Here is a 25,831-nt window from a genome sequence, read left to right on the forward strand (position 1 = left end):
TTTTCAATCGATTACATAAGAATTAACAGAGTATTGTAAATAAAATGAAACAAAATATAGTAAAACTTTTTTGTGCGCTGAGTCTTACTTGTGGATTCGCTTCTTGTACAGACTATTTGGACAAGAGCCCTGATTCTACCGTGAGTGCTGACCAGGCGTTCAAGAACTTCACCAATTTTCAGGGTTATGTAGAGGAAATGTACAACTGTATCCCTAACAAGGAGTCAAACGGATGGTGTACTACTTTTAACTGGGGTGAAGATGAAATTATGAATACAGGTAAGGGTGATAGCCATGTAACAGCCCATTTTGATTTGGGAGACTATCGTAACTGGTACACCAATAACCAGAGTTTCTTGTTCCGACCAAAGAGTGGTGATCCAGGTAGCTTTCTAGACCCAACTTCTACCAACAAGTTTGCACATTCTTTGGAGCATTCTTGGTATTGCATTCGTAAGTGTAATCTAGGTCTTGCGAATCTGGACAAGATGACAGACTGTACACAGGAAGAGAAGAACATCATCAAGGGTCAATTGCTCTTCTTCCGTGCTTGGTGGCATGAGGAGATGATGGAATTCTTTGGTGGTATGCCATACGTAGATACCGTATTGGATGGTAGCCAGACATTGACATTGCCTCGTCTCTCTTTCCAAGAGTGTGCTAAGAGATGTGCTGAAGACTTTAGAGCTGCAGCCGATCTTCTGCCAAACGATTGGGATAAGACCACAACTGGTAAGAAAACATTAGGCAAAAACGACCTTCGCATCACCAAGGTTTGTGCCTTAGGCTATATGGGCAAGGTGCTTCTTTGGGCTGCTTCTCCATTGAATAACATTGGTGCAGAGTTAGGTGCTTCTAAGAATGGCGATACCTATAAGTATAATGTAGAGTTGGCTGCTCAGGCTGCCGATGCTTTGGGTGAGGCTCTTTCTGAGGTAAACTCAGGAAAGACTCCTTATGCTTTGGCTGAGTATAAATATTCTAATATTTATGATCATGAGGCTGCCGATGGTTCTTCTTCCAACTTCTCTGACATCTTCCGTACAACAGGCCAGGGTTGGAAACAGCCTGGTTCTACCGAGGCCATCCTGCGTGCTCCTTATATTGGTGCGAATGGTTCTAACTGGAACTTTACCAAGCTTTGGGGTATCAAGATGAATGGTATTGTGGAGCATGATGCTTTGATTCATCAGCCTACCGCCAACTATGTTAATTATTATGGTATGGCAAATGGTCTTCCTTTGGATGACCCAGAGTCTGGTTTCGATCCAAAGCATCCGTTCAAGAATCGTGATCCACGTTTCTATCACGACATCGTGTTTGATGGATTCCAATACATCAATACAACGATTGCCAAGGATCATCCTGATTATCAGTTTAAGTATGTTCAGATGTATTCTGGCAGTAATTTGCGCAGTTCTTCTGATAATGGTTGCCGTACTGGTTATTACTGCCAGAAGTTGGTTCCTCATCAGGCTAACAAATATGATGGTATGTACAACTGGGGTGGTGCTTTGCAGTGCGATTTGCCTTATATGCGTCTTGCCGACATCTACTTGATGTATGCTGAGGCTGGTGCAGCCGCTCAGGGTGCAACCTATAAGAGCAGCAAATGTAATCTGACTGCAGAAGATGCCATCAATGTACTTCGTGATCGTGTAGAGGCAGGTCATGTGGCTGCTAAATTTGCTGCTGATCAGCATAAGTTTATGGACGAGGTTCGTCGTGAGCGTGCCGTTGAGCTGGCTTTCGAGGGCTTCCGTTGGAACGACTTGCAGCGTTGGTTGCTCCTTACCGAATATCCTTACAACATCAAGACTTCACAGGAGTTTAAGCGTGTAGGCGATTATGACTTCACCAAGAACGACCCACGTGACGCTGAGGTAACAGGATGGAGTGAGAAGACCATCGTAACTCGTGATTTCACAGAGAAGCACTATCTCTTGCCACTCAAGGAAGACGATGTCTACTTGTATCCAGAGTTCGGACAGAATCCAGGATGGTAATTCGTCAGCTTAGTGTTTTTCTAAAACATAAACTTCGAAATAATCATATCATATATGAAAAGTAATAAGAAAACAATATACTCTGCCTTGACAGTAGTGACGGCTCTACTTGCCCAGTTGCCAGCAACTGCACAGGAGACTGCTGACAGCGCAATGGTCAACGTAGCCTTTAAGAAGGCTCAGAAGAGTGACGTGCTCGGTGGTGTCAGCACCGTCGATGTCAGAGAATTGACAGAGAAAAACTATAATACCTATAGCCTTGACAATATGCAAGGCTATGTGTCAGGTTACAATGGCAACGGCATGTGGGGATATTCTAACGCACTTGTCCTCATTGATGGTGTGCCACGTGAGGCAAGCAACGTAACCCCTGCCGAGATAGAGAGCATCTCTTTCCTCAAGGGTGCACAGGCTTCTGTGCTTTATGGCAGCCGTGCTGCCAATGGTGTAATCATGATTACCACCAAGCGTGGTCGAGTAAGCGATGGCTTGAAGGTAAAGGTGAATGCCAATACGGGTTGGAATGTGGCTAAGGCTTATCCTGAGTATCTCGGTTCTGCCGAGTACATGAGCCTTTACAACGAGGCTTTCCTCAACGATGGAGGTAATCCAAACAACTTGCCATACAGCCCAGAGAGCATCTATAATTATGCTTCTGGTCAGAACCCTTATCGCTACCCAAGCGTAGATTTCTATTCTTCTGATTATATCAAGAAGGCTTTCAATCGCTCTGAGGTGTCTGCAGAGATAGAAGGTGGTAACCAGCGTGCGCGCTTCTATGCCAATATCAGTTATAACCGTGCAGGCGACAACTTGAACTTTGGTGAGGCTAAGAAAGACTTTACCGATCGCTTTAACGTGAGAGGTAACGTGGACATCGAGTTGAGCAAAACCATCAGTGCATACGTCAATGCCAATGCTACCTATTATAGCTCTAAGTCTGCCAACAATAGTTATAAGTATTGGGAGTTGGCTCGTACCTTCCGTCCTAACCGTGTGGCTCCGCTGATTCCGATTGACATGATTGACCCTAATGCGAAGAATGCCTTGACCATGATTGGTGCAACCAACAACATCATCGATGGCAAGTATTTCTTGGGTGGATCCAACTTGGATCAGAGCAATGTCTTTGGTGATATCTATGCTTCTGGTACCAATGTATATCATAGCCGTCAGTTCCAGTTTGATGCAGGTCTTAATTTCGACCTCTCATCTGTACTCAAGGGCTTGAGCTTCCACACCATGGTGGCTATCGACTATGCTACGCTCTATACCACATCATTTAATAATACTTACGCTACCTTCCAGCCAACATGGGCTAACTATAATGGCAAGGATGTTATCGTAGGTCTTAACAACAATGGTACAGTGGATAAAAAGTCGGGTGTGCAGAACATCTCTGGCTCTGCCGATAATCAGACTATCGCTTTCAATGCTCACTTCGATTACGACCGCACCTTCAATGATGTGCACAATGTAAGTGCTATGTTGGTGGCTAATGGTTATCAGCAGACTAAGTCGGGTGAGTATCATAAGACCAGCAATGCCAACATGGGCTTGCAGCTCTCTTACAACTTCGACCATAAGTACTATGCCGACTTTGCGTTGGCTACACCATGGTCAGCCAAGTTGCCTTCTGCCAAGCGTTTGGGCTTGTCTCCATCCGCTACATTGGGTTGGCGCTTGTCTAAGGAGAAGTTCATGGAGAATTCTTTCTTCGATGACTTGACACTCAGCGCAAGCTACACCGATATGAAGACCGACCTGGGTATTGATAATTACTACATGTACTTGGGCACCTATCAGAATGGTGGCTGGTGGGACTGGAATGGTGGTTCTGGCCATCCAGCAGTTCAGGCTAAGCGAGGTGGAAATGATGACTTCAACTACTTGCATCGCAAGGAATTCTCGGTCAATCTGCATGCAGAGGTGCTCGATAAGTCTTTGAGTTTTGATGCATCTTACTTCCTCTCTAAGTTGACCAATGGTATCATCCAGGCTCGCAACCAGATGCCTAGCTATATGTTTAGCTACTATCCAGAGTCTTCATTCGTACCATATATCAACTACAATGAGGATAAGCGTACAGGTTTTGACTTGGGTGTGAACTACAAGAAGCAGATTGGCGAGTTTGGTGTTGGTGTCGGTGCTAACTTGACTTACTACACCACCAAGGCAACCAAGCGTGATGACTCCCAGTATGCTGATGCTTATCAGTATCGTCAGGGACAACCTCTGGATGCCATCTGGGGTTATGAGTGCGAAGGCTTCTTCAAGGATGATGACGATATCGCAAATTCTCCTAAGCAGATTATCGGTGGTACCATCCGTCCTGGTGACTTGAAGTACAAGGACCAGAATGGTGATAACGTTATCGATAGCAAGGACCAAGTTTACTTGGGCAAGGGAGGCTGGTATGGTACTCCTACCACACTCGGTATCAACGTAACATTGAAGTACAAGAACTTCACGCTCTTCTTGCTCGGTACAGGCAACTTCGGTGCCAAGGCAGTGAAGAACTCTACCTACTACTGGGTGGGCGGTGACGCTAAGTACACAGCAGAAATGCGTGGCAGATGGACTCCAGAGACAGCAGCTACTGCTACCTATCCACGTCTGACAACAGAGGCTGGTACAAACAACTACCAGACATCAGACTTCTGGATGTACTCTACAGACCGCTTCGACCTGCAGAAGGTACAGCTTACATACGACTTCCCTAAGTCAATGTTCATGAAGAGCTTCGTTCGTGGTCTCCAACTCTTTGTAAATGGTAACAGCTTGCTGACCATCGCCAAGGAGCGCAAGATACTGGAGATGAATGTTAACAATAAAGGTGCAGCACCTTTGAATCGCTTCTATAGCATCGGTGCTAAGGTATCATTCTAAGATTTATAAAAAGAATAAAATTATGAAATTATCAAGATTATTATTGATAAGTGCAGTCGCAATCTCACTCACATCTTGTGATGACTTGTTTGAACCTGCCTTGGAAAATAACCAAGATATCAGCCAGATGTACAAGGATCCACAGTTTGCTCGTGGCATTCTTGACAATGCTTACTTGGCTTTGCCATATAGCACTACTCCATCTACCGATGTGGCTACCGATGATGCTGTCACCAACGACAACTCTGATAACTACAAAAAGATGGCTACAGGTTCTTGGGCTGCAAATATGAACCCTGTATCACAGTGGGATGGTCGTTATCACGCTATCCAGTACTGTAACTTGATGTTGGAGAACTGTGATAAGGTGGAGTGGTCTTACTCTAGTAAGGTGCTCAATAAGATGTATGCCGACAACTATAAGGGCAATGCCTATGCACTGCGTGGCTTGCACCTCTTCTACCTGCTCCGTGCACATGCCGGAATGGTAGATGGACAGTTGATGGGTGTGCCTCTCCATCTCGCATCAGAGACTTCTTCATCTGATTTCAATCTGCCTCGTAATACCTTCAAGGAGTGCATCGACCAGATTATTTCCGACTTTGACGAGGCTTTGAAGTATCTCCCAGAGCAGTATGGTGATGTGGATGAGGACAAGGTTCCTGCCAAGTATGCACAGGAAGGTGCTTCTAATGCAGAGTATAACCGTGCCTTTGGTTCTATCCATCGTGGTAAGATTGATGGCAGAATCATCTCTGCCTTCAAGGCTCAGGTTGCCATCATGGCTGCTTCTCCAGCCTACGCTTCTGCTGGGACTTTCACATACGAGGATGCAGCCAAGCTTGCTGCTGACTGTTTGAAGAAGTTTGGTGGCTTGACAGCTTGTGACCCTGATGGATGGAAGTGGTTCAACAATAAGAGCGTAATCGATAAGTTGGGTGCTACTACAGATAATCCTAAGGAGATTATTTGGCGTGGTGCCATTGACGAGAACAACTCATTGGAAGGCGACAACTATCCTCCTTCTCTCTATGGTAAGGGTCGTATCAACCCAACCCAGAACTTGGTGGATGCTTTCCCTATGGCTAATGGTTATCCTATCTCTGATGCCAACTCTGAGTATAATGCCAATGATCCATTCGCCAACCGTGACCCTCGTTTGAAGGCTTACATCCTGGTAAATGGCGATAAGATGGGTTCTACTGATGGTGTGGTTAACTCAGCAGCTGACTCTAAGACCACTGATGGTCTGAACAAGGAGAATGGTAAGTCAACCAAGACGGGTTACTATCTCCGTAAGTTGCTCCGCTCAGACATCAACCTCAACCCTAACTCAACCACCAAGCAGAAGCACTTGAACGCTCGCATTCGTTCTACCGAGATTCTTCTTGACTATGCTGAGGCTGCTAATGAGGCTCAGGGTCCAAAGGCTAATGTAGGTGGAGCCAACTATTCTGCTTACGATGTCATCAAGGCTATCCGTGAGCGTGCAGGCATTGGTGAGTTTGGTGAAGACCCATACTTGGAAGAGTGCGCACAGAGCAAGGAGAAGATGCGCGAGTTGATTCGCAATGAGCGTCGCCTGGAACTCTGCTTCGAGAACCATCGCTTCTGGGACTTGCGTCGCTGGAAGGCTAATCTCAATGAGGCTGCCAAGGGTATCAACATCACAACAGACGAGGCAACTGGTGCCTTCGTCTATAAGACCTTCGATGCAGAGGTGCGTAAGTATGACGACTATATGAACTATGGTCCAATTCCTTACTCTGAGATTTTGAAGTATAGCAATCTCAAGCAGAACGAGGGTTGGAAATAATAAACGACTAATATAAAAACGACTAATGATTATGAAACGTTATATCAAAATGGTAGCTGTCCTCTTGGGACTGATGGCTTCTTTCACCGCATGTGAGAATGGAGACCAGTCTTTCGATGATTACGAGGGCGGAACTACAGCTTACTTTGCTTATCAGTCACCAGTAAGAACTATCGTGCTGGGTGATGATGAGTACGATACAACATTGGACAAGGCGCACAAGTGCAAAATCTTGGCAACCTTCGGTGGCTCATACAATGGCAGAAAAGCTGCGGTTAATGTTGCCGTTGACAACAGCTTGTGTGATCACTTGACATTTGCCGATGGCACTCCAGTGAAGGCAATGCCTGCTGAGTATTATCAGCTCGCTACCACAACATTCAATTTCAATGGTGGTATGCAGGGTGGTACAGAGGTACAGCTCACTGATGCTTTCTTCAATGATCCTGAAGCTGTCAAGAATACATACGTGATTCCTTTGGTCATGCAGAATCAGACTGGTTTCGATAGAATCGCTACTGGTATTTTGAAGGAAGGTAGAACAGGCTCTCGTACCAATACTTCTGTTTGGGAGAAGGCTCCTCAGGATTACGTGATGTATTGTGTGAAGTTCCAGAACAAGTATTGTGGTTGGTGGTTGACCAATCATAATACAAGCACTGACAATATCGAGAAGGCTTCACAAGTTCAGATTACCACTCGCAGCTTGAACAGCTCTGTTTATTCTGTAGAGTTCCAGGAAGGTGACAAAATCTTGAAGGCTGACCTCTTGCTTACATTCGATGCCAATGAGAAGTGTACCATCACTTCATTGACAGATGGTGTTACTGCAACAGGTACTGGTTCTTGGGCTGACGATGCTTTGTTGTCTTGGAACAACAAGAATCGTGACTTGATGGAGCTGAATGCTGAGATTACTTTCGCCGGTGGCGTAAAGAAGAATCTCAACGAGAAACTCGTTTGGTGGCGTAGTGGAGTAACCAAGGAGGAGTTCTCATTTACCTATAATAATTAATTATCGTATAAGTTATGAAAAAACAAATCATAGTATCTGCATTTGGGGCCATGTTATTGGCCTCATGTGCAGACCACTTCGACCAGAACTTCGAGACTGTGCGTCCTGATAAGTTGGCTGAATATGGCTATTTGGAAAAGTATGATGCTCTCAAGGATTACATTGCTGACAAGCCAAACTTCCATCTGGGTATCGGAACTTCTGTGGATGAATACAACAAGCAGGAGTTGGTATATGCCTTGACCAATAGCAACTTCAATGAGACCGTGGCAGGCAATGCCATGAAAATGGCTTCTTGTGTGGCAGATGATGGAAGCATGGATTTCGAAAAAGTCAGCACATACGTGAATAATGCCACTGATGCAGGTCTCTCCGTGTATGGACATACTTTGGCATGGCATTCACAACAGCCTTTGAAGTATCTGAATGGTTTGATCGCAGATAGACCTGCTCCAGAGGTTCCTGGTGGTGATAACAAGTATATTCGCTACACAACGGCAGCAGCTGGAGCCAATTTGTGGGATAACCAAGCCAACTTTAAACTTTCTGAACCATTGGAAAAGGGAGCTAGTTATACGCTTACTATGAAAGTGAAGGCTTCTGCTGATTGCGACCTCGCATTCTGGCCTATTTGGAATGCCAGTCCTAACAAGAACCAGTGGGGTGGTAGTAATGACGTTCAGTATTGCGAGGCTCTAAAAGCCACTACTGAATGGTCTACTCTTACTTGGAAGTTTGATGCAAAGTTTACCCATGATATGTTGCAGTTCTGCTTCGGTAAGTTGGGTGGCACAATTGATTTTGATGATATCAAACTTGTTAAGGATGGTTCTGATGCTAATTTGGTAGCCAACGGTGATTTCGCTACAGATGACATCTCTGCTTGGGGCAACAACTGGCAGGGTCCTGCTTATGCTATCAAGCAAGGTTCTGGAGAAAGTGCTGGTGGTAATTTCTGCATCAAGTATACTACTACTAAGGATGGTGCCAACCTTTGGGATCATCAGGCTACTTACAAACTGGCTAAGCCTTTGGTGCAGGGTGCTAAGTATGTGTTGACCATGAAGGTGAAGTCTACTTCTAAGACCAAGTTTGCTTTCTGGCCTATCTGGAACGCCAGCCCTAACAAGAACCAGTGGGGTGGCAGTAATGATGTCCAGTATTGTGAGGACAAAGACATCTCTACCAAATGGACAACTCTTAAATGGGAGTTTGAGGCTCAGTTTACTCATGATTTGTTGCAGTTCTGCTTCGGTATGTTGAAGAATGGCGAGAGCGTAAGCATGGATGATATTACTCTCGTTAAAGAAGGCACTGAGGACAATCTTGTAGAAAATGGTGACTTCGCCCAGAATGCTACCGCAGGTTGGGGCAACAACTGGCAGGGTCCTACCTTCAAGTGTGAGAAGATTGGTAGTGGCATTCCATTGTCTGACAAGGAAAAGAAGAAAGTTCTGACTACTGCCTTGGACAAGTGGATTGCTGGTATGATGGAAGCAACAGAAGGCAAGGTAAGGGCTTGGGATGTTGTCAACGAGGCTCTCTCTGGTGCTGATACTGACGGTGACGGTAAGTATGATCTTCAGTCTGCAACTCGTGGTACAGCCCTAGAAGCTGATATTCCTAACAGCTTCTACTGGCAGGATTACCTCGGCGACCTCGACTATGTTCGCACAGCAGTAAAGGCTGCTCGTGAAGGCTTTGCCGCTCACAATGGTAACCCTGAGGATCTCAAACTCTTCATCAATGACTATAACTTGGAGAGCGATTGGGATAACAATGGCAAGCTCAAAAGCTTGATTCAGTGGATCAAGGATTGGGAGGCTGATGGTGTTACCAAGATTGATGGTATCGGTAGCCAGATGCACATCTCTTGCTATGGTAATCCTCAGACGCAGGAGTCAAAGAAGAATGCTATTGTCAACATGTTGAAGTTGATGGCTGAGTCTGGCAAGTTGGTTCGTATCTCTGAGTTGGATATGAATTATGTGGATGAAACAGACAAGAGTGTAAACACCAACGATATGACTGAGGAGCAGCACAAGCAGATGCGTGAGCTTTATGAGTTCGTCATCAAGAAGTACTTCGAAATCATCCCTGAGGCTCAGCAGTGGGGTATCTGTCAGTGGTGTCCTACTGACTCTCCTGCTAACAGCGGATGGCGTGCTGGTGCTCCTACTGGTCTTTGGGACAAGGACTACTACCGCAAGCATACTTACGCTGGTTTTGCTGCCGGATTGGGTGCTCCAGAGTTGTGGAACGATGCTAAGTAAAAGATATTTCCTAGCATAAGTATCAAATATAGAATAAATTGTAAAGACATTAGTTTAGGTTTTTATCATATAAAGAATTAACCGAAATGATGTTAGTCGTTAAGGTTGGTCGTGTCGTGAAGACACGACCAACTATTTATATTTCAATTGTATTAGCAAATGAGACGTTTAACAATTATAGCATCTCTTCTCATGACTCTGTGCCTCCCTATGGGAGCACAGGCTAGTAATGGGGGGAAAGGGGGGAGTGTAAGCCCAGACCCCAATTTTCAGATTTATCTCTGTTTCGGACAGTCGAACATGGAGGGTAATGCCGCCATTGAAGACATCGACCGAACAGGAGTGAATCCAAGATTCATGGCTATGTATGCCGTGGATGATGAAAAAGCTGGATGGAAAAAAGGACAGTGGCATACTGCCGTTCCTCCTCAGGCACGACCAGACACTGGCCTCACTCCTGTAGATTATTTCGGAAGAAAGATGGTGGATAACCTGCCAGACAGCATCAAGGTGGGAACCATCACCGTGGCTGTGGGTGGTGCTAGCATTGACCTCTTCGATAAGCGTACCTATAAGGCTTACCTGAAGAAGCAGCCAGACTGGATGAAGAATTTCGCATCCCAGTATCATGGTAATCCTTATGCCCGACTCATCGAGCTTGCCAGGATTGCCAAGAAGCAGGGTGTCATCAAGGGCATCCTTCTGCATCAGGGTGAAAACAACAATGGAGATGCCAACTGGCCTAACCGTGTAAAGACCGTATATAATGATATTCTGAAAGATTTGAATCTGAAGGCAGAAGATGTTCCTTTGCTTGTGGGTGAGACCGTTCAGAAAGATCAAGGCGGCAGTTGCTGGCAGCATATCGCTGTTGTTGATGATATTGCCAAGACAATTCCTACAGCTCATGTCATTTCTTCCAAAGGGTGTCCGCAGCGTGGTGATGGTTTGCATTTCATAGCAGAAAGCTATCGCACCATGGGTAAACGTTATGCCAACATGATGCTTTCTCTGCTCGGTATCATTCCCGATGCCAAATATCCACGTGTAGATAAAGACCGCCGTGCTTATGTCAAGCTTCATGCACCAGAGGCAAAGCAGGTAATCTTTGATATCTGCGGAAAGAAGTATCCGATGAAGAAGGATTTCGATGGCGACTGGTATGGCGTATCTGACCCTCTGGTTGTGGGTTTCCACTATTATTTCCTGAATGTAGATGGCGTACAGGTCGTAGATCCTGCCAGCGAAACCTACTTTGGTTGCTGCCGAGAGGCGAGTGGCTTGGAGGTTCCTGAGGGAACAGAAGGCAATTACTATCGTCCTCAGCAGGGAGTGGCACAAGGTCAGGTTCGCTCTGTATCCTATTATGCCGCTTCTCAGGGTAAATTCCGCAGAGCCATGGTTTATACGCCGGCAGAATATGAAACCAATCTGAACAAGCGCTATCCTGTGCTCTATCTGCAGCATGGCATGGGCGAGGACGAGACGGGCTGGAGCCATCAGGGCTATATGCAGCACATCATGGACAATCTCATTGCCGAAGGCAAGGCTGAGCCTATGATTGTGGTGATGGAGAGTGGTGATGTGAAGCTGCCTTTCGTGCCACGTCCTGGCAAGGATGTGGATGAGGAGCGCAAGCTCTATGGTGCTTCTTTCTATGATGTGATTATCAAGGATCTGATTCCGATGGTAGATAAGAAGTTCCGAACCTATACCGACAGAGAGCATCGTGCGATGGCTGGCTTGTCGTGGGGCGGTTGCCAGACTTTCAATACCGTATTGAACAATATGGATAAGTTCTCAGCCTTTGGCACATTCAGTGGTGCGCTTTTTGGCGTGGATGTAAAGACTTGCTTCAATGGTGTGTTTGCCGATGCCAATAAGTTCAACAGCCAGATTAACTATATGTTTATGGGCTGCGGTTCAGAAGAGAACTTCGGTACGGAGAAGATGGCGAAGGAACTGAAGGACCTGGGCATCAAGCTTGATGTCTATGTTTCTCCAGGTACTCATCACGAGTGGCTCACCTGGCGCCGCTGCCTGAAGGAATTTGTGCCACATCTGTTCAAGTAACAAGACAGGAAATCAATAAGATAATATAAAAGAAATCCCGACACTGCCTGGCAGTTTCGGGATTTCTTTTTGTTATATTTCTAATATCTTATGTTTCTTTTTGTTTTTTTTTATGTTTCGCAAAGTAATTGTAACATAAAAGAAAGTCATTTTACGAAATAATTATTAATTTTGCAGCGTGCTTTGCAAAAGAATGTTTTTACTGAACACGTACACAATCATAAACTAATAAAATAAACAATTTTAATCTATTCTCTTATGAGGAACTTTAGAAAGATTCAAAAGCCGTTAGCTTTACTATCCTTTCTCTGTTTATTCCCAGCGGGAATGTCGGCTCAGAGTATTGTAAAAGGAGTAGTAACCGATCCAAGTGGCGAACCTGTTATTGGTGCAACCGTAAAGGTAAATGGTAGCAAAAAGGGTGTGGTAACCGATATGGATGGTAAGTTTAGCATTGATGCTGCGCCAAACGCAACATTAACCATTACTTATCTAGGTATGGAGCCAAAGACCGTCAAGGCTGAGGCTGGCAAGACGCTTACCATCTCACTGAAAGATGATGCCAAGGTGATAGATGATGTGGTAGTCATCGGTTATGGTGTGCAGAAGAAGAGCGACTTGACTGGTGCCGTTGCATCTATCAAGAGTGATGATATCAAGGGCTTGTCAACAACAGATGCTGGTGCTGCCCTCCAGGGTAAGGCTGCCGGTGTACAAATCATCAACTCGGGTGGTCCAGGTGAGGCTGCAGATATCCGTGTGCGTGGTTATTCTTCTAACAGTGGAAATATCAGTCCATTGCTCATTGTTGATGGTTTGAAGGTGGACAATATCCAGTATCTTGATCCATCTATGATTCAGAGCATGGAGGTATTGAAGGATGCCGCTTCTGCTGCCATCTATGGCGCGCAGGCTGGTAATGGTGTCGTCATCATCACTACCAAGAGTGGTGCTGCCAATGGCGGTAAGGCTGAGATTTCTTATAGCAGCAAGTTTACCATCCAGTCTATTGGTAGAAAGGCTAAGCTCTTCGACGCTCCAGAGTATATTTCATACCATAAGTACTTGGGCGACTTGACGGATGATAAGTTGAAGGCAGAGGGATATAATGGAGAGAACACCGACTGGTATGATGAGGCTTTTGAAAATAGTTTGGCTCATCAGCACAGCCTTACCATCCAGGCTAGCAATGGTAAGGGCCGTTTCCTTGCCAACTTGAATATCCTCAATAACAATGGTATCGTCAAGGGAGATAAGGATGTTTACAAGCGTTTTACAGGTCAGATTAATGCAGACTACGATGTATATAAGTGGTTGAACATCTCGACAAACACCTCTTTCGAGAAGTGGAAGACCAAGGGAGTGAACAAAGGTTATCGTTCTGTGTTGAACTCTGTTGTTTCTATAGATCCATTGACTCCTTGCTATGTAAGCGACCCTGCTAAGTTGCCAACCAATGTTTATAACGCTTATCAGAATGGCGCCCCTGTGATGAGAGATGCTGCCCATAATAATGATTTCTATGGTACATCCCACTATGTAGAGGATGCTACTGGTAACCCATTGGCACAGCGCGACCGCGTGGGCTCTTACAACCAGGGTATCAATGTACGTGGTACCGTTGCCGCCAACATCAAGCCGTTCAAGGGATTCACCTATACATCTCGTTTGGGTTACCGCATCACGCAGAGCAACTACCACAACTATGAGCAGCCATATTACATCAATACACTCTCCAACTCCACACAGTACAAGATTGAGGCTCGTACCAACAATGGTCTTTACTATCAGTGGGAGAACTTTGCAAACTATTTGAATACATTTGGCAAGCATACTGTAGGAGCCATGGTGGGTATGTCGTTCACCAAGAACCATTGGGACAACGCTAGCATAGGATCTGAGGGTACGAATATTCTTTCAAACTATGCTCCTAACTATCGTTACATCGACTATTTGCTCGCTGATGCAACCAAGAGTGTAGGCAATGCTCCTAACGACGCTACAGAACTTTCATACTTCGGTCGTTTGTCTTATAGCTACGACAATCGTTATTTCTTGCAGTTCAACTTCCGTCGTGATGCATTCGATTCATCTAAGCTTTCAAAGGATGCTCGTTGGGGTAACTTCCCATCTGTTTCTGCCGGTTGGAGCATTAGTAACGAAAAGTTCTTTAAGGACCATATCAGCCGTGATGCTGTTTCCTTCTTGAAGCTTCGTGGATCTTGGGGTAAGAATGGTAACGTCAATGTATTGAGCGGTTACAAGTATGCTTCTCCTATTGCTATCAACCAGAGCTTCTATCAGTACAATCCATCTATTGGTGACGGTAAGTTGTCTTATGGTTCTAAGCCAACAGGTTTGGCAAATCCAGATTTGACTTGGGAGACTTCGGAGCAGGTGGACTTGGGTCTTGATGCTCGTTTCTTGAACGACCGCTTGAGCTTCTCCCTCGACTGGTATCGCAAGAACACCAAGGACCTCTTGGTAGAAATCAACCCTCTTCCTGAAATTGGTGTCAGTAAATATACAGTCAACTCAGGTAAGGTGCTCAACACAGGTTTCGACTTTGAGTTAGGTTGGAAGGATCATATCAATGACTTCAAGTACTCTGTGTCTTTCAACGGTTCTACCTTGAAGAATGAGGTAAAGGATCTTACTTCATTTATCAGCCGTATCGAAGGTGTAGGTATCGATGGATTCAACAGCCGTTTGAAGCCAACCTTCGAGGTAGGTCACTCCATTTGGTACTTCCGTGGTTATAAGTATGCTGGTGTAGCTGAGGATGGTAGTGCTTTGTATTATGACAAGGATGGTAACACCACCAACGCTCCAACTGATAACGATAAGCAGGATTTGGGTGTAGGTATTCCTAAGTTTACTTATGGTATCACCCTCAATGCAGAGTATAAGGGCTTCGACTTGACCGTCTTTGGTACAGGTGCAGCCGGCAACAAGATTTATAACTTGATGGTATCTGCCGACCGTCCTCTCTTGAATGGTATCGATGAATATTGGAAAAATTCTTGGACAGAGGGCAATACTGGTGCAAAGTATCCTGATATGAAGAAGGTGGCAACCGACTGGACATTCTTCAGCTCTTCAGCAGCTGTGTTCAGCGGCTCTTACTTCAAGATCAAGCAGATTCAGTTGGGTTACACTTTGCCACGTGTTATCACAAGCAAGATTGGTATCAACGGTGTACGTGTATATTGCTCATTGGATGACTTCTTCACTATCACCAAGTATCCAGGAGCCGACCCTGAGACAGCTTCTATGAACAGTGCTCAGTCTCGTGGTTTTGATAATGGTACTTATCCAACTTCTAAGAAGATGGTATTTGGTATCAATGTGACATTCTAATTATTAAATGATACAGCAATGAAAAAGTATTTATTATATTCTAGTATATTAGCCCTTGCGTTGACAGGAACAGTATCCTTTACTTCCTGTGAGAGTCAGCTCGATATTGAGCAGAAGGGTACTACTTATGAGGAACAGTTCTATAAGACTGATGCCGATGCAGAGGCTGCTTTGGTGGCAGCATACGAAGGCTTTATGTGTAATGTAGTAGGACGTCAGCCAGACATCCAGGGAAGTTTGGGTATCTATACTCCTCACAAGTTGATTATGAACATGTGTGGTGATGACGTTTACTATGCCAGTGGTAACTATGGAGACCATGAGGACGCTGGTTGCCTCAATGAGTTCCGCTATGATACTGATGCCTTGGTTCCTAAGTTGATGTACTCAGGTCTCTATTCTTCTGTGTATACTTGCAACTTGGTCATTAACAAGTTTGCTAATCCAGATACACCAGTCAAGAAGCGTTGTGTGGCTGAGGCTCGTGTGCTTCGTGCTTACGACTATTTCTTGTTGGCAAACTTCTGGGGAACTCCACCATTTGTTTTGCATCCTTTGTCAGCTCAAGATCTTCCGTTCAATAGCGACAAGGACCCAGAGAATCCTATGACCCATGAACAGTTGATAGACTGGGTGGCTTCTGAGTGTGAGGCAGCTGCGGCTGATCTTGATGAGCGTAAGAGCAAGGATGACAAGGATGGTGCTGTAAAGGTAACCAAGGGCTTTGCTAATGCATTGGCTGGTAAGGCTTACCTCTTCGCTGGCAAGTATGATCAGGCAAAGACCGCTCTCAAGAAGGTTATTGACTCTGGCAAGTATGCCCTTGTTCCAGGCGACAAGTACATGGACAACTTCCATATTGAGGGTGATGGCGACGAGGAGAAGGTCTTCGAAATCAACTTCGAGTACAATGCTGGTAAGGGTGCATGGGGCGGTATGATTCAGCGTTCTAGCTGGATGGAGGCTAATGCAATGAACTGGCGTGCTGGTAACTTCGTAGTTTCTCCTCAGTCTGTATATAGTGGCATCGATGGTTGGGGTGGCTTAGGTGTACCTCAGTGGTTTGGTGATGAGTTCCATGAGAATGATGGTGATTCTTATCGTTTCAAGGCTACCTTGAAGCACATTGATGATGCCGTTTATAATATGAAATATGCTAAGGAAAAGTTAAATAAAATGACTCCAGAGCAGAAGAAAACCAGCAAGGAAGTGGGCATCAAGGATCAAGTACAGGGACTCTATGGCAACTCTACCTGGTTGGCATTTAAGACTGTGATGCGTGCAGCTGACTCTGATGGTAAGAAATATGGTGATAACATCCGTTTGAACAACTATCTCGTGATGCGTTATGCCGAGGTTCTTTTGAACTATGCTGAGGCTTGTCTCCAGACCGGCGATCCGAGTGAGGCCAAGAAGTACATCAATATGATTCAGGAGCGTGCAGGTTCCAAGACCATCAGTAGCACAGTAGATATGGATGTTCTCAAGAAGGAGAAATCATACGAGTTGTGGATGGAAGGTTGCCGTTGGTTCGACATCAAGAGATGGAAGGATGCTACTGCCATCAATCGCATCAAGAATGCGGGTTCTGATGTACCTCACCTCTTTGACAAGTTGTTCCGCGCACCTCAGCCTTCTGACGAGAAGTTGCACTGGGAGCATGGCACAGAGGCAAATAGCCGCTTCTATACAGTTTCTTCTCATGCAGCAAAGGATGCTGGTTTCACTGTTGGTTACCAAGAGGGAAAACATGATTACTTCCCTTATCCACAAACAGTGAAGAACATGAACCCTAACTTGGTTCAGAATCCTGGTTGGTAATCATGAAGTTGTTTCGATATATAAGGCTTTTGGTTAATAAGCTATAGGTTAGTTTGATAATTAGGGGGTGTTTTGAAAAGAAGCACTCCCTTTTTTCTTCTTTAAGGGAATTGTCTCTTCGCCTTCATGCATCTGAGTGGCCGTTATCAGATTATCGAACCTCAAAAATAAAAAGAATAGTCTATGTACAACTTTTTTAATAAAATAGTTAGATTGTTTTGTTTATGTGTATTCCTTTTTGGGCATTCCTCTGCGGATGCCCAAAATAAGGAATTACCTGCAGACATCAATCCTTATTTCGGACCAGTCGGCAAGCAGGCTGTCATGCCTAATGCGGCTGGCTTTATTCAGAGATGGTTGCTCTTGGAGCCAATCTCTATGCCGGTCAAGAGCAATGTCGTTTTTACTGATTCTTATCTGAAGGAGATATTCCATACGCAGTATTTCCCTAAACAGATGGAAACAGTTCCTAAGGATGGAGCCATCGTGAAGGTGGGAAAGGAAAAGCTGAAATGGCATGCGCTGGATAGTAAACTGTTTAATGTGAAGCTCTTCCGTTTCGCTACTTCGTTTAAAAAGCCCAAGTATGGTGTCTTGTTCTGGGCGGTTACCATTATCGATTGCCCTGAGGAGATGAAAGACGTCCGCTTGTCTGTTGGCTCGAATGGTGCTTCCATGTGGTGGCTCAATGGTGAGGAGGCGGTGATGCTCGAAGGCGACCGAAGAATGGTTCGCGATGATGTGGTTTCTAAGAAGCTTACCTTGAAGAAAGGTAGGAATATCCTTCGTGGTGCAGTCATCAATGGTCCTGGCATGAGCGACTTCTGTGTCCGATTCATCGACGGACAGGGCAAGCCTGTCAGAAACCTCTCTATTCACGTGAAGTAGTGCAATCAATAAAGTTATGAAACAGAACAATATATTTTTCAGATATTTTAGCCCGGTTGCTGCTCAGCAGAAACTTTATGCCGCTGCTTTGGTTGCTTTGTTGTCTTCATCTGCTTACGAGGCAGAAGCCCAGGTGGGCGGACCTTTCATTCATGATCCTTCTACCATTGCCCTGTGTGATGGAAAGTATTATACCTTTGGAACGGGTGAAGGTGGACTCTGGTCGGAGGATGGCTGGACCTGGCAGGGTGGTGCTGTTCGTCCCGGCAGAGGAGCGGCTCCTGATGTGTTGAAGATTGGCGACCGTTATCTTGTAGCCTACAGTGCTACGGGTGGTGGATTGGGAGGCAGTCATCGTGGTGATGTCCTGACGATGTGGAACAAAACGCTCGATCCGAAATCGCCTGATTTCAAATATACTGAACCGGTGGTGGTAGCTTCTTCATTGGATGATGAAGACTGTGATGCCATTGATGCGGGCTTGTTGCTCGACCCTACTACCGGCAGACTCTGGCTCAGTTACGGAACCTATTTCGGATTTATCCGTCTGGTAGAACTCGACCCGAAGACGGGTAAGCGGATGGAAGGCAACGAACCCGTCAATATCGCCATCGACTGCGAAGCTACTGATTTTATTTACCGCAACGGCTGGTATTATCTTCTCGGCACTCATGGCACCTGTTGCGATGGTCCTAATTCTACCTACAATATCGTGGTGGGACGTTCGCGAAAGATAACCGGTCCATACGTAGATAATGTGGGCAGAGAGATGTTGCAGGGCGGTGGAAAGATGGTGATTGCTGCCAATAATCTGAAGACGGGTCCCGGTCACTTCGGACGCTATATTGAGGAAGAGGGTGTAGAAAAGATGTCGTTCCACTATGAGTCTGATTTCAAACAGGGAGGACGAAGCGTGTTGGCTATCCGTCCTTTATTGTGGAAGAACGACTGGCCTGTGGCTGGTGATGAATTTCATACCGGAACCTACGAGATAGAATCGGAACGAAGAGGCTATGCCCTGGAGATTGCCGTAGATTTCGTGAGAATGCAACGTGATATCGAACCTTTCTGGATCAAGCCAACCAAGCCTCTGAAGAATATTGAACCTCAGACCTTGAAGGAGGTAGAGGCAGAATGGCCTAAGGGCGAGGTGAAGGTAAGAATGAACGATTACATGTTCCGTCCTCATCAGAAGTGGAGTATCATGCCTGCCGGAAAGGGTGGTTATCTGGGTGGTCCTTATTATAAGATCTGCATAGAAGGCACTACTCGCTATCTTACCGCAACCGCTCAGCATGATGTCATTGCCAAACCTGAGTTTACGGGTGAAGATGCCCAGCTTTGGCGCATCGAGCAGCTCACCGATGGCACCTATCGCATCATGCCGAAGGCTGTGCCAGGCACAGAAGAGAAACTGGCATTGGTTTCACTCGGCGACTGTACCCCAGGCTTGGCTTCCTTCGATTTCAACAGCGATAATTCTAAATGGAATTTCAGACAACAATAAATTCATGATGAATCCCAATTTAATATACTAATAGCTTAATAGTAATTACAATGAACAAGAATGTTATATACGCAGCTTTGATGTTTGTGGTAACTATGTCCTCCAGCAAAGCCTCAGCGCAGCAGTTGCCTTATCAGAATCCAGCCCTCTCGGCTTATGAGAGAGCGGTAGATTTGTGTGGACGTCTCACGCTGGAAGAGAAAGCTTCTCTGATGCTGGATGATTCGCCGGCTATCCCACGATTGGGAATCAAGAGATTCCAGTGGTGGAGCGAGGCACTGCATGGTGTGGCGAACATGGGAGATGTAACCGTCTTTCCGGAACCTATCGGAATGGCAGCTTCGTTTAACGACAGAATGGTGTATAGAGTCTTTGATGCAACATCTGATGAAATGCGTGCCAAATGGAATGAACTGCAGCAGAAGGGAGGAGATGTAACCCGTTTCCATGCCCTCTCTGTCTGGACTCCAAACGTGAATATCTTCCGTGATCCTCGCTGGGGACGTGGACAGGAAACCTATGGCGAGGATCCTTATCTTACCAGTAGGATGGGATGTGCCGTGGTGCGCGGATTGCAGGGACCTGAAGATACGAAATACCGCAAACTCTGGGCTTGTGCCAAGCACTATGCAATTCATAGCGGACCAGAATGGGCTCGCCATACAGACAATATTACCGATGTTACACCGCGCGACCTTTGGGAAACTTATATGCCAGCCTTCAAATCACTGGTGCAGGATGCAAAGGTGCGTGAGGTGATGTGTGCCTATCAGCGTTGGGATGATGAACCATGCTGCGGCAACACCCGCCTTTTGCAGCAGATTCTCAGGGATGAATGGGGATTCAAGTACCTGGTAGTTTCCGACTGTGGCGCTGTTACTGATTTCTGGTCCAGCCATAAAGTTTCTAGTAATGCCAGAAATGCGGCTGCCAAGGGCGTTCTGGCTGGTACAGATGTGGAGTGTGGATATAATTATGCATATAAGTCTGTGCCTGAGGCTGTGAAGTATGGTGCCTTGACTGAAGATGAAGTTGATAAGCATGTGATTCGTCTGCTCGAAGGTCGTTTCGATTTGGGCGAGATGGATGACAACAAGATCATATCATGGTCGAAGATTCCAGTATCGGTGCTTTGCAGTAAGGCGCATCGCCAGCTCTCGCTCGATATGGCTCTGCAGACCATGACGCTGCTCCAAAACAATAATGAGGTTTTGCCTCTCAATAAAAAAGTAAAGAAGATTGCTTTCATCGGACCGAATGTGGATAACGAACCGATGATGTGGGGAAACTATAATGGTACTCCACGACAGACAATTACCATCCTGGATGGTATCAGAAGTCGTTTGAAGAAAAACCAGGTTGTCACCTTTAATGGATGCGACTTGGTGAACGACCAAGTTTTGAATTCTTACTTCGACCAGTGTAGCATGGATGGCAAGATGGGCTTTAAGGGCACTTTCTGGAACAATCGCAAGATGGAAGGCAAGCCTGTTGTCATCACCCAGGAGAAGAATCCTGTGCAGGTAACGACCTATGGTCAGCACTCCTTCGCTCCTAATGTGAAGCTGGTGGGCTTCTCTGCAAAATATGAAACCGTGTTCCGTCCTAAGCAGACAGACAAGGTGTTGCTCGATGTGGCTGGTTGCGGTCACTACGAGGTTTATCTGAATGGTGAGAAGAAGGCAGAGCATTCTATCTGGCGCACTACCGAGAGTCGTATCGAGTTCCAAGCCGAGAAGGGCAAGGAGTATAAGATAGAGATTCGCTATCACGAGATGCCTAACTATAATGCGGACATGAAGTTCAATATCGGTCATGAGAATCCTATCGACTATCAGGCTTCGCTCAAGCAGTTGAAGGATTGCGAGACAGTTGTCTTCGTAGGTGGCATCTCTCCACAGTTGGAAGGTGAGGAAATGCCTATCGAGATTTCTGGCTTCAAAGGTGGTGACCGCACCAACATCGAATTGCCTAAGGTTCAGCGCAATTTTCTGAAGGCTTTGAAGGAGGCGGGCAAAAAGGTTGTCTTTGTCAACTGTTCTGGTTCAGCTGTCGCCTTGACTCCAGAAACAGAGAGTTGCGATGCCATTCTCCAGGCCTGGTATCCTGGTCAGGAAGGTGGAGAGGCAGTGGCTCGTGTACTCTTCGGAGAGTACAATCCTGCCGGCAAGTTGCCTATTACGTTCTATAAGAATTCAGAGCAGTTGCCTGATTTCAAGGATTATAGCATGAAGGGCAGAACCTATCGCTATATGAACGATGCGCTCTTCCCATTCGGATATGGTTTAAGCTACACTTCTTTCCGTATGGGTGATGCTACACTTTCCAACTCTATCTTGAAGAAGGGTGAGAAGATTACGCTGAAGGTACCGGTAAGCAATGTAGGAAAGAAGGATGGAACCGAGGTGGTGCAGGTGTATGTGAAGGATCCTGCCGATACCGAAGGACCATTGAAGAGCTTGAAGGCTTTCGAGAGAGTGGAGGTGAAGGCAGGAAAGACTGCTGAGGCTGTCATCACGCTGGATAGCAGAAACTTCGAACTCTTCGATGCTGCAACCAATACCGTCCGTGCCAAGGCAGGAAAGTATGAGGTTTATTACGGCAGCAGTTCGGCTGATAAGGATTTGAAGAAACTGGATGTTTCTATTGAATATTAAGTAACTTGAGAAAATCATCAAGGAGCTGAGTAAATATGAAAAGAGGGTGTGTCATAAGTCCATGACACACCCTTCTCGGTCGCCGTGGACATGCTAAATATCGCAAAGAATCAAAAGAATATTGCCCAAAAATAAGTCCGATGTTTGGGCACTCATTGCCCGCATTGTGGGCAATGAGTGCCCAGTACTGGGGCTGTCGATGCCCACTTGGTGGGCTACGGATGCCCGTGTAACGGGCACAAGCAGACCAACCGGAGGGCATAGAGGGACCATCTGATGAACTGAATTTTCCTGATTTCAATAGACACTTTTTTACTTTATAAACTAGAAAGGTAGACACTATCAATTTCATAAAACTATATGTTAGCATATATTCAACTCAAGAATGAGCCCAAGTGCATCAATCACCAATAGAGTTTGTGTAGTAAGATAAACTTAATAAGGTTTTTGAAACATTCGATAAAGTCATTATGATTATTTTTTCGTAATTTTGCAGCATTAAACGAAAAAACAATCATAATGATGAATACAACGAAAATCTTGGCTCTCAGAAAGCCGTTACTGATAAGCGCATGGCTGCTTGCCATGCAGGGAGCTGCCTATGCACAGAACCCAATCGTGCAAACACAGTTAACTACCGACCCGGCACCTCTGGTTGTCGGAGACCGTCTCTATGTATATACCGGTCATGATGAAGATAAGGCTGACTTCTTCTGGATGAACGAATGGCGTGTGTATTCCACCAAGGATATGGTGAACTGGACAGACCATGGTTCTCCGCTCGACCTCAGTTCTTTTTCCTGGGCAGACGACCGTGCCTGGGCAGCACAGACTATCGAACGTAATGGTAAGTATTACTGGTATATCTGTGCGCACTCTAAACTGACGGGCGGAATGGCTATCGGCGTAGCTGTGGCAGATTCTCCTACCGGTCCGTTCAAGGATGCGTTGGGCAAACCGCTTTTCGATAATGGAAGTTGGGACAATATCGACCCAACCGTCTGGATGGATGAGGATGGTCAGGCTTATCTCTATTGGGGTAATCCACATCTTTACTATGCCAAACTGAATAAAGATATGATCAGCTTCAAGGGTGGTATAGATGCTAAGGCAGCTGTTGATGAAAAGCGTGAAGTGGGCAGAATCGTGATGACTGAGGAGGGATTCGGTTCGCCTGACGTGGAGAAGCGCGATTCAACCCGAAAATATAAGGATTGCTACACAGAGGGACCTTGGTTCATGAAGCGTGGCAAGAACTATTATATGCTTTATGCTGCAGGTGGAGTGCCTGAGCATATCGCTTATTCCATGAGCAAGAAGCCTTTCGGACCATGGAAGTATATGGGCGAAATCATGCCATTGGAAGATACGGGTTCCTTTACTAACCATTGCGGTGTGACCGACTTCAAGGGCAAGTCTTATTTCTTCTATCATACGGGTAAACTGGGTGGCGGATTCGGACGCAGTGTGGCTGTGGAAGAATTCAAATATAATGCCGACGGCACATTCCCAATTATCCACCATACTCAGGAAGGAGTGGCTCCTATCGCAACCCTTAATCCTTACAAGCGTCAGGAGGCTGAAACCATCGCTTTCTCTAAGGGAGTGAAGTCGGAGCAGACCGATGATACGGGTGTTTATATCTCTGAAATTCATACAGGTGATTATATCAAGGTACGCGAGGTGGATTTCGGAAATGAGAGTCCGGATGCATTTGCCATCTCTGCAGCGTGCTCTTCGCTCGGCGGTTCGCTGGAGGTTCATCTCGATAAGGAAGATGGCGAACTGGTTGCAAAGTTAGATGTCAGCAAGACTGGTGGCTGGGAAAAGTGGAAGACTTTCTCGGCACAAATGCTAAAGAAAGTGACAGGAAAGCATGATATATACTTCGTGTTCAAGGGATTGAAGGGAAGCAAACTCTTCAATTTTGACTGGTGGAAGTTTGAGAAGAATTTCGTGAACCCGGTTGTTTGGGCTGATGTGCCTGATGTGGATGTAATCCGTGTGGGTGACAGCTTCTATATGGTAAGCACCACCATGCATCTGATGCCGGGTGCGCCTATCATGAAATCGAAGGATTTGGTGAACTGGGAAACCGTGAACTATATCTTCCCTAAACTTACCGATTCACCTAAGTATGACATGAAGGAGGGTACGGTGTATGGTCGTGGTCAGTGGGCCACTTCGCTGCAGTATCATCGTGGCAAGTTCTATGCGCTCTTTGCTCCGAATGATAATCCTGGTGGAGAGACTTATATCTGCACCGCCGATGATATCGAGGGCAAATGGACTATCCACAGCCGTTTACAGCATTTCCATGATGCCGCTCTCTTCTTCGATGACGACGACAAGGCGTATGTGGTTTATGGTACAGGCGAGATGGTGCAGCTGAATGCCGACCTGACGGATGTGATGCCGGGCAGCCATCGTAAACTCTTTGAGCGTGATGCTGATGAAACGGGTTTGCTCGAAGGCTCCCGCATGATCAAGCACAACGGCAAGTATTATCTCCTGATGATTTCGTGGCCACAGGGACATCCTCGTCGTGAGGTTTGTTATCGTGCTGATAAAATAACGGGTCCTTACGAAAAGAAGGTGATTCTGGAAACGGAGTTTGCCGGATTTAACGGCGTGGGACAAGGTACGATTGTCGATGATAAGGATGGCAACTGGTATGGCATCGTATTCCAAGACCGTGGTGGTGTGGGCAGAGTGCTCACGCTGGAGCCATGTACCTGGAAGGACGGATGGCCTATGCTGACCGATGAGAAGGGAAATATTCCTGCCCAGATGCAGAAGCCTGTGCTGGGCTACGATGGCAAGGGACTCGTGTATAGCGACGATTTCTCGAAGGATAAACTGGAACTGCAGTGGCAGTGGAACCACAATCCTGTGGATGACGCCTGGTCGCTCACAGAGCGCAAGGGCTGGCTCCGCCTGAAGACATCCCGCGTTGTTCCTAACATCTTCCTGGCTCCCAATACCATCAGTACCCGTACCGAAGGACCAACCTGCGAGGGAATCATCAAGATGGATGTGAGCAAGATGAAAGATGGCGATGTGGCTGGCTTGTCTGCCTTCCAGGGTGATGCGGCTTTGCTCTCTATTGTAAAGGAAGGCAAGAAACTCTTTGTGGTGGGTACCAAGGAGAGTGTAGCTTTGACTGAAAAGGAAAAGGCGGTGACCGATGTGAAGCGTGAGGAGGTGTATCGCCAGCCTTTGAATCTGAAGCAGGATAAGGCAACGAAATCAAGCATCATCTATCTGAAGATGAGTTGCGATTTCCGTCTTCATCAGGATCTCGCCACCTTATTATATAGTATAGACGGCAAGACCTGGATTCCTGCCATCAAGGATTTCAAGATGCAGTATGATTATCGCCGCCTCTTCATGGGTACCCGTATCGCCATCTACAATTATGCCACAAAGGCTGCTGGTGGATATGTGGATGTGGATAGTTTTGAGTATCAAAAACAGAATAGTAGTGAGAAATAGAATAATAGTGGGAACTATGGCTTTGGCGTTC

12 protein-coding genes are annotated in these 25,831 nt (G+C 46.0%); all 12 read left to right on the top strand.

Annotated features, from left to right (window positions below; translation table 11 throughout):
* The first annotated feature begins 44 nt into the window (after positions 1-44).
* Positions 45-2,006 (top strand): RagB/SusD family nutrient uptake outer membrane protein, encoded by a 1,962-nt coding sequence (locus DXD25_RS09560; protein WP_117663269.1) that lies wholly within the window; start codon positions 45-47, stop codon positions 2,004-2,006.
* 54 nt (positions 2,007-2,060) lie between these two features.
* A complete protein-coding gene (locus DXD25_RS09565; protein WP_117663271.1) occupies positions 2,061-4,895 on the top strand; it encodes a SusC/RagA family TonB-linked outer membrane protein in 2,835 nt (944 codons plus the stop codon).
* 22 nt (positions 4,896-4,917) lie between these two features.
* A complete protein-coding gene (locus DXD25_RS09570) occupies positions 4,918-6,711 on the top strand; it encodes a RagB/SusD family nutrient uptake outer membrane protein (RefSeq protein WP_117663273.1) in 1,794 nt (597 codons plus the stop codon).
* Between the two features lie 31 nt (positions 6,712-6,742).
* Positions 6,743-7,726, top strand: coding sequence for a DUF5627 domain-containing protein (locus tag DXD25_RS09575; protein ID WP_158556323.1), 984 nt, complete (start codon positions 6,743-6,745; stop codon positions 7,724-7,726).
* A 50-nt stretch (positions 7,727-7,776) separates the two neighbouring features.
* Positions 7,777-9,999 carry an endo-1,4-beta-xylanase gene (locus DXD25_RS09585; RefSeq protein ID WP_233522257.1) on the top strand — a complete coding sequence of 741 codons (2,223 nt, stop codon included), beginning with the start codon at positions 7,777-7,779 and terminating at the stop codon, positions 9,997-9,999.
* Between the two features lie 210 nt (positions 10,000-10,209).
* A complete protein-coding gene (locus DXD25_RS09590; protein WP_117663322.1) occupies positions 10,210-12,072 on the top strand; it encodes a sialate O-acetylesterase in 1,863 nt (620 codons plus the stop codon).
* Positions 12,073-12,399: 327 nt separating this feature from the next.
* The gene (locus DXD25_RS09595; RefSeq protein WP_117663277.1) at positions 12,400-15,432 is read left to right on the top strand and encodes a TonB-dependent receptor; all 3,033 of its coding nucleotides are present in this window, start codon (positions 12,400-12,402) and stop codon (positions 15,430-15,432) included.
* A gap of 18 nt (positions 15,433-15,450) precedes the next feature.
* Complete coding sequence (locus tag DXD25_RS09600; RefSeq protein WP_117663279.1) at positions 15,451-17,253, top strand: RagB/SusD family nutrient uptake outer membrane protein; 1,803 nt, start codon at positions 15,451-15,453, stop codon at positions 17,251-17,253.
* Between the two features lie 183 nt (positions 17,254-17,436).
* Complete coding sequence (locus DXD25_RS09605; protein ID WP_117663281.1) at positions 17,437-18,141, top strand: acetylxylan esterase; 705 nt, start codon at positions 17,437-17,439, stop codon at positions 18,139-18,141.
* Between the two features lie 16 nt (positions 18,142-18,157).
* On the top strand, positions 18,158-19,648 hold the full coding sequence (locus DXD25_RS09610; RefSeq protein WP_117663283.1) for a family 43 glycosylhydrolase: 1,491 nt from the start codon (positions 18,158-18,160) through the stop codon (positions 19,646-19,648).
* Between the two features lie 50 nt (positions 19,649-19,698).
* Complete coding sequence (gene xyl3A / locus DXD25_RS09615) at positions 19,699-22,305, top strand: xylan 1,4-beta-xylosidase (protein ID WP_117663285.1); 2,607 nt, start codon at positions 19,699-19,701, stop codon at positions 22,303-22,305.
* 519 nt (positions 22,306-22,824) lie between these two features.
* Positions 22,825-25,800, top strand: coding sequence for a family 43 glycosylhydrolase (locus DXD25_RS09620; RefSeq protein ID WP_370453414.1), 2,976 nt, complete (start codon positions 22,825-22,827; stop codon positions 25,798-25,800).
* Positions 25,801-25,831 lie beyond the last annotated feature (31 nt).

It is taken from the genome of Prevotella sp. TF12-30, assembly GCF_003436715.1.
GTDB classification, from domain to species: domain Bacteria; phylum Bacteroidota; class Bacteroidia; order Bacteroidales; family Bacteroidaceae; genus Prevotella; species Prevotella copri_A.